Here is a 736-nt window from a genome sequence, read left to right as displayed (position 1 = left end):
CGTTGACCATGGCACCAAACACGCGATGAGGACCACTGTAAAACGCACCAGTTCCCGCATCGTGCAGAACAGGGCTCTGCGCGTTCACGTCATTCACGAAAGATCGACGCTTTTCGTATTCGAACGTGCCGTCCACACCCTCCCGAATCTGGTGATATGTGTCAGCCTCGCACACGGTCCACGCGCACCAGCCTTCACGGCCCACGATACGATACCGGAACTCGTGGCGTGCGAACCGTACTTCACCGTCCTCGGTCACCACGAGCTTCACGCGATCGTCTCTCATCAACCCTCCAGCGCGAACTCGGCGCGGACCACAGCACGTACCTGAGTATCCGCCTCGAACGGGAGCACCGTGCCCAGCTTCGACGCGTACGTGGCACCACGTTCAGGGTCCACAGCTATGCACAGCGCAACGCCCTCGGTGTTCTTGAACCAAATGCGCGAATCCCAGCAAAACATTTCGTTGCGCGGAATGGCCTCAAACACCGTCATGGGCCGTACTTCATCCTTCAACACGATCTTCATTTTCGCTCCTTATTCAATATTGGACAGTTTACCAACACCTTGATTCTTTTGTCAAGGACTGAGAATGGTGAAGGGGCCACGGCTTCCGTTGTCGAATTCGCAGGCAGCGCCCAACGCGCATTCCAAGACCTCACGCGGCCCGTGTCCACCATGCGACGCGTACATGGCCCCAAGCGCGTATTCAGCACCGCTCCCGATCGCAGCATAG

Annotated in this window: 2 protein-coding genes; both read right to left on the bottom strand. The window is 57.6% G+C overall.

Annotated elements, in window-relative coordinates:
- Nucleotides 1–286 (bottom strand): hypothetical protein (locus AC1RPN_RS07960; protein WP_481763678.1); only part of this gene is annotated, 286 nt, incomplete at its 3' end.
- On the bottom strand, nucleotides 286–528 hold the full coding sequence (locus AC1RPN_RS07955; RefSeq protein ID WP_281116307.1) for a hypothetical protein: 243 nt from the start codon (nucleotides 526–528) through the stop codon (nucleotides 286–288). The genes AC1RPN_RS07955 and AC1RPN_RS07960, both read right to left, overlap by 1 nt.
- Nucleotides 529–736: the final 208 nt, after the last annotated feature.

This window comes from Dellaglioa sp. CoH-57-MRSF-20, assembly GCF_056781955.1.
Note: the sequence above shows the minus strand (reverse complement) of the source record. Positions and strands in the feature narration are given on the sequence as shown.